General features: G+C 39.6%; 5 protein-coding genes. 4 read left to right on the top strand and 1 reads right to left on the bottom strand.

Features of this window, described 5'->3' with window-relative positions; all coding sequences use genetic code 11:
- Positions 1 to 582 precede the first annotated feature (582 nt).
- Positions 583 to 1,200, top strand: coding sequence for a CatA-like O-acetyltransferase, family 2 (locus tag ACYRYG_RS13050; protein ID WP_460198450.1), 618 nt, complete (start codon positions 583 to 585; stop codon positions 1,198 to 1,200).
- Positions 1,201 to 1,523: 323 nt separating this feature from the next.
- On the top strand, positions 1,524 to 2,960 hold the full coding sequence (locus tag ACYRYG_RS13045; protein ID WP_293427765.1) for a C69 family dipeptidase: 1,437 nt from the start codon (positions 1,524 to 1,526) through the stop codon (positions 2,958 to 2,960).
- Between the two features lie 154 nt (positions 2,961 to 3,114).
- Here the strand turns inward: ACYRYG_RS13045 and ACYRYG_RS13040 are convergent, their stop codons facing one another.
- Positions 3,115 to 3,438 carry a hypothetical protein gene (locus tag ACYRYG_RS13040; RefSeq protein WP_460198449.1) on the bottom strand — a complete coding sequence of 108 codons (324 nt, stop codon included), beginning with the start codon at positions 3,436 to 3,438 and terminating at the stop codon, positions 3,115 to 3,117.
- A 1,555-nt stretch (positions 3,439 to 4,993) separates the two neighbouring features.
- On the opposite strand from ACYRYG_RS13040, the gene ACYRYG_RS13035 reads away from it, so the two are divergent.
- Together ACYRYG_RS13035 and ACYRYG_RS13030 are read left to right on the top strand one after the other, a co-directional pair.
- Positions 4,994 to 5,413, top strand: coding sequence for a hypothetical protein (locus tag ACYRYG_RS13035; RefSeq protein WP_293423743.1), 420 nt, complete (start codon positions 4,994 to 4,996; stop codon positions 5,411 to 5,413).
- 294 nt (positions 5,414 to 5,707) lie between these two features.
- Complete coding sequence (locus ACYRYG_RS13030) at positions 5,708 to 6,181, top strand: D-Ala-D-Ala carboxypeptidase family metallohydrolase (RefSeq protein WP_293419087.1); 474 nt, start codon at positions 5,708 to 5,710, stop codon at positions 6,179 to 6,181.
- Positions 6,182 to 6,722: the final 541 nt, after the last annotated feature.

The following is a 6,722-nucleotide window of genomic DNA, read 5'->3' as shown; positions in this document are numbered from 1 at the left end:
CTTCATCGGGGAAACGTTTTGAAAATTCTATCAGTTTCATCTTGACGAGGTTTTGATAATTGATGCAAAGATAAGGAATATCGAGAAAACCTCAAAATTATTAATCACCTAATTGAGGATAATCATTTAAATCAATTATATTTACCTTTGTGAACACAACGTTTGATCTGGAAGAAGGCGGATATAATAAGTAATGGAAAAACCACTCTTGTGAAAGTTCCTTCTGATAGACTTTCTATGAATGGAAATAACTACAGAAAATCTTTCTGTGTGGTGATTGCGGTACTAACAAATATTAATAGCGTTGGCCATCTTCTCATAATCCCTCCATTTTATATCTGATGTGTATTGAGCTGATATTCTAATAAGGTGGTCAAACAAATCGAATTTCTCCTTCTTGCTGTCTCTGAAGAATCGACAACACAACTATCCTCGTCAGGAAATCTACTGAAAAAGTCTTTGAGCAACATCGGTCTGTATTTTTCCATAAAAGTAGTTGTATTTTAGCTATTTACAAAGATATATATTTTGAATTAACAAAAATTAGTACCGCAATCACCACACAGAAGAAAATCTTTAACGATGAAAGAAGTAAATCCAATGGAAACTCGCAGGGCCAGAAGCTGGGAATTGTATATCAATGCTCCTATGCCTATGGTCACCCTGTTCAAGACCTTTGATATATCAAACCTGATACAACTCAAATCCAGTGGTTATAAGTTGAACATGCTGATGTGTTATTGTATTGCCCGTGCTGCCAATGACACGAAAGAATTTCTGCTGCTTCCGGTGGGCAAGAAGATGTTCGAATATGATCAGATTGGAGTAAATGTCATTGTCGCAAACAGGAAGGGTGGTATCAATGCCTGTGACCTCCCGTTTGCCGCGGACATCAGAAGTTTCAATGACTCTTACCTGAAATTGACTGAAGAAGTGTATCAAACTTGCAAAGACTTCGAAATCGAGGATTCTATGATTATCGGAACTTCGAGTCTGGTAAAATATGATCTTGACGGAGTCGTCAACATGTACAGTGGCATTTTCAATAATCCTTTCCTGATCTGGGGCAGATACAGGAAAAAAGAGGACAAAGCCACCAAACTCCAGATCTCTTTTCAGTTTCATCATGTGCAGATGGATGGACAGGAGGCATGCGAGTTTCTGGAGAGAATACAGCGTTATATCTTCTCTTTGAAATAGCAATCACTTAGTGGGTGATAGTTCATCAAACGATAGACTACCGCTGTATAGACTTTTATTTATCTTTAGTAATTCAGGGATAAAATCTTCTTTATCCTATTATCGTGACAAGAAAACAGAAGATCGCAGAAGGAACTGATAAAAAGTATTAACGGAAAGCATGATTTTCCGGATTTTATGCTTACCTTTGTCATAACGCAGTTGATTTGCCCTTCTTATTAACAAAAGAACAGGTTTGGGCAATCAACAGATATCGGGAAGTTGGATCAGACCTTTCATGATCTGTACTTGAGAATATAATAAATTCACTACAAGACAAAGATATGAAGAACAAAAAATCAACGGTTAAATTACCGTCAGAATGCACAACGATCATCGTAGGTGACAAGATGACGAGTGACGGTTCGCGCATCGCAGCCCGTTCAGAGGACTGGGATGCCATGTACGCCAAGAACTTTGAAATTTTCGAGGATACAAATTGTGGCCCGAAAGAATTTGTGGCTAAGGACAGCACCTTCCGCTGCGAACTCCCTCAGAAGGCGTTGGGTTATCAGGCTCTATCCCCCTATCATCTCCATGGAGAATGGGGAAGTGCAGGATTTAATACAGCAGGTATTGGCATGAGCTCTACGGAAACGATCTTCAGCAGTGACAAGGCCTTGTCCTTCGACCCATACCTGGAAAACGGACTGGCAGAGAACTCCATCTATAATGTTGTCCTGCCCTATATCCGCACTGCCCGCGAGGGTGCAGAACGCCTGGGAGCAATGATCGAGAAATATGGTTCTGCTGAGGGATTCGGCATCAGTTTCATTGATGATAAGGAAATCTGGTATCTCGAGAATGCCTGCGGTCATCGCTGGCTGGCCTGCCGGATACCTGCTGATAAATATTTCGTCACCGGAAACCAAAGTCGGTTCCGAAAATATGACCCGAAAGACAAGAAAAACTACATGGCTGCTCCTGACCTTATCGACTTTGCTGTCAAGAATCAACTCTATGATCCTTCAAAAGGGGATTTCGATTTCCATGAAGCGTACTCCCGTGACGAAAAGGAGGACACAACTTATAATTACCCTCGTGTATGGGGACTGCAGAAAATGTTCAGCCCTTCCATCCAGAATGATGTGACAAAGAACACCTTCCCTGTATTTGCTAAAGCTGATCAGAAAATCAGTATCGCTGACATGCGCCGTGCCTTTCGCTTCCATTACGACAATACGGATCATGACCCTTATCTGCACAGCAACCCGAAGGAACCCTATCGCCCGGTATCTATCTTCCGTACGACACAGACCCATCTGCTTCAGGTTCGTCCGGAACTGCCTTCTGCTATCGGTTGCATCACTTATGTAGCTGAAGGTATGGCTGATCTCGGAGTGTTCCTTCCACTCTATGAAGGTGTGCGTTCTTTCCCGAAAGCTTACCGGATCGGAGACGGGCACTCCAGCAAGGACTCTGCTTACTGGATCTTCCGTAAGGTGATGACGCTCGGCATGGTCAACTATAATGAATATGCTCCACTCATCAAGGAGACTTATGCCAGATTTGAGGCAGAAACTGATCAGCGCCAGAAAGAAATGGAAGCTGAATATCTGAAACTCTACCAGCAACAGCCAATGAAAGCTCAGGATATGCTTCAAGACTTTTCTGATGGTATACTGAACAAAGCTCTGAAAGTAGCTGATCAACTGACGGAGGAACTATTTACCCGTATGGCTGCCAATACCCAGAAGACCTATCTCTTCCATGGCGCCTGATCTCCAAAATCGAATCTATTTATAGAAAATGCCGTATGTGATCATCAACATACGGCATTTTCTAATCAAGTTTTACATGAAAAAACTAAGTGTGAATTGAGAGGAAGTCCCCCATCCTTCACACTTAGCCATTTATCTTCTTACCTTCAAACTTTTATTTCTGATTTTCCTTCATTACAGGTTTCGATGGAACACCAGGATTAGAATTCTTCTGTTTCCTCATCCTCTTCATTGCAGACGGGTTACATTTTGCATTAGTACATTTCCGCCTCATCCGTTTAGAAGGTTTACAGGCCTTGCCTGATTTGCCCTTAGGCCAAGCCTTAGATTTCTTTGCCATCCGGCAATTATGCTTCTGATCGCTACGACATTCGGTGCGATGCTTCGACATTACTCCGGTCTGCGGTGTGTTAACCGTCTGGGCTGATACAAATAAACCAAACAGACAAAATGCTAAAACAAATAATGATTTTTTCATACTTTTCTTCATTTTAAATTGAACAACTGGCCGTCCCAAATGTAAAGAATTGCTTATTTCGATCAATTGCTTCTTTTCCGGTCTCAAAGCCACTCTCTCATCAGGTAACCAACCGAAAACTTTAATTTTAATATCTATGAACAAAGATAGTAAAAGTTCTGTTATGTAAAACTTTTAATCATTATTTTATATTTTATTTACCATTACTTATAATATTGTAACTATTCAACAATATATCCATTCTGTTGGAACCATATTCAAGTACTACCATCCCATTAAGAAGATGAAGACGCAAAAAAACAGAGTGAAATAGACAACAATCAGTTTTCTTTCACTATTAATACCATGATAAGTTACCATTTCATCAGAAGAGTATTTTTCTCCCAGAGAAACAACAATTATCAAATCATTTTATTTATCTACGAAACTATCCAAAGCCCGTTATTTCGAAACATTCCATAATTCTACACCTTTATTCTTAAAGAGGCTATACATCTAATGCTTTCCACGTAAGAACAAATATAACGAATTAATTTTATAATCCAAAATAATCACCGATTAATTTAAATATTTTTATTTCCATTTGGAAGTTTTTTATTAATCCTGGTCTTTTCATAAAAGGAAATCTGCCCAAAAGATAACAATAAACCAGTTGGTGCATGTAACAAACCATCTGTACCGCAACTATGGGAAAGAACACCCATTACTTATCTGTTAGGAGATCCCTTCCGTCTGCCTGTATTGACAGACAACAGGAAAAAGGCTTCTATAGCATATCCCACACATCTAGAAGTTCTCCAGGTTTCTATTAAGACAAACCTTATCAAGGTCAAGACTCCGTCCCGGAACAAGATGATACTGTCTTTGAGGAAGCACCTTCCCTTTAGGATTTTCAGTCAGATAGTCCGTCAACACCAAGTCAGCATCCTGACAGCAAAGATAATCCAGCAAGACCGTCAGTCCCTCCGTACAGAAACGATCATTCGCATTGAGGACCTAGTCATATTTCCCTTCAACCTCTTTCACGAATGACTCAATGCTGACCAAAATGGTGCATTTCGCCCCACCAAAATGGTGCATTTTGCTATACCGATATGGTGCATTTTGACCCCCCAAAATGGTGCATTATGGTCATATCCAAGCTACTCATTCAATGCTAAAATAATCACTCTATAAGGGAAGAAAAATATTAATAGAGTCCCTCAAGGAGGGAGAATTCAAAAGAAACATCCATTTTAACCATTTCCTCACTCCGCCGCATATTCAAGCAAACCGTAATATATCTTATTCCCGCCAGCGCAAGACACAAGAAGGAGAGTGCAATTACAAGTAAAAAGTAAACATCATAAAAAAGATTTTTTTATCCTTAGAAAAGGATAAAGAAGATTCTTTTCTATCGACGACAATATGCTATAGTTCAATAAACAAAGGTAATCAATTTCGGCGAATATTTCTCCCTTCAGAGATGCTTTTTGAGTTTTTCGCCATCCAACTATTGATTATCCCGATTTAAGTTTTATCTTTGCACGTAATCAATACAATCATTCAACTCATCATGGCAGAAATCATTATTACTCCTAAAAAACAAAAAATTGCGATCCCCCATTATCTGAGCATCAACGGACAGATTCTGGGCGTCATGAAGGACGCACCAATACATCTCCGTATTCCCACAGGAACTTACAATATCACTATTAAAAGTATGTTCAAATTTATTGAATCCTCTACTACTGTACCTATCGTTAATGACGAGGATGTTTGCGAAGTACAATTCTGTGACCGGGAGAGAATATGGAATATTCTGTTCAATATTGATATGGTACTATGGCTTATCAAACGAATTATCCATATCGGAGCCCCCTGGGATGCGATCTATGAATCTGTCAGCAACGGATTCTTTGCGATCTGGCTCATCAGAGTGTGGATCATCCGGAAAAAATACTTTAAGATGAAATTGACGAGACTGAACGGATGACAAGACATCCGTGGCAGAAAACTGCTCCTGGGTCTCCAAATCTTGGACAAGATGCTGGTGTTGACAAAAAGTAAACAAAATGAGGAGAGAGAGATAACAGATGAGGGATTTCTGAAAAAGTAATCATACTTGAAAAGGCAGATGATCTATCAAGTTGATAAATCTTCATTTACCTGAATAATATTGAGAAGATATGCCAAAATTATTTGATATTTGAATGGCTTTACCCTACCTTTATACCTGTCGAAACGATAAATTCGGCAATGATCAAGCACATCATTAAAAACAGGTATCATGAATAACACTAAAGAAAACGAGTTGCTAACCCCACACTTCAGCAAGTGGGAAATGAAAAGGTCCGAAACAGCTCTCCGGCACAATCTGATCAATGAACCAGATACAGAACAATGGAGAAGTCTATACATCTTATGTTCCTCTGTCCTGGAACCATTAAGACTCCGTTTCGGTGCCATTATTATCACAAGTGGATTTCGCAGCAAAGAGTTGAATGAACGGATCGGGGGTGTCATTAATTCACAGCACTGCTGTGGAGAAGCAGCCGATATTTATATTGGTTCATCCGAAAAAGCAGTTAAGTATTTTAATTTCATCCAGGAGAACACTGACTTTGACCAACTTATCTCCGAACCGTCAGGCAGACGACTTGCAAACGCAAGTTGGCTCCATGTCAGTTTTACGACACGCCATCCTAACCGTCATCAGATCATCATAAAACAGATCATTCCCAACAAAAATCCGCGAAGATGAACTACACAAATAGCCATCTTCGCGTGAAGAACAATAAACTTCCTCCAAAGAAGTCTATCTTATAAAAATCATATCTAAACCTTTCCCATCAAGTAAAGGGACGAGATTCTCACATCAGAGGATCACTCAGGGCTTACAGCAGATGTCTGGATAAAATTATCACGTATCACCTTTTTATCAATGTTTTTATAGTAAATAGATTAAAACAGGTGGATCTTAAAACAGAGAATTCCCTTTTCAGGGCCGGATTCTCCCCGCATTTTTCAAATGCTCCAGCAAACATCCACAAAGTCCCTTCCGATCAATGATGCCATGAAATCTCGTCCCAGTAATTCTGATTCACAGTTATCTTTGCATCCCCTTCTACAGGTTGGTCCGAATGAGTATCAGCCTGGGAAGGATCAAGAGTTATCGTGGGGCACATGTATAAATCCGTGTTGACTATAAGAAAATAAAGGTTGAAGTTATAAGTTGTAGAATGCAAGAAAGAGCGTATCTTTGCATCCATGAACAACAATAACAATAAATCCTATGAGTTCTT

The sequence above is a fragment of the Segatella asaccharophila genome, from assembly GCF_054687055.1.
The sequence above is the reverse complement of the archived record's forward strand: the minus strand, read 5'-3'. Positions and strand labels throughout refer to the sequence as shown.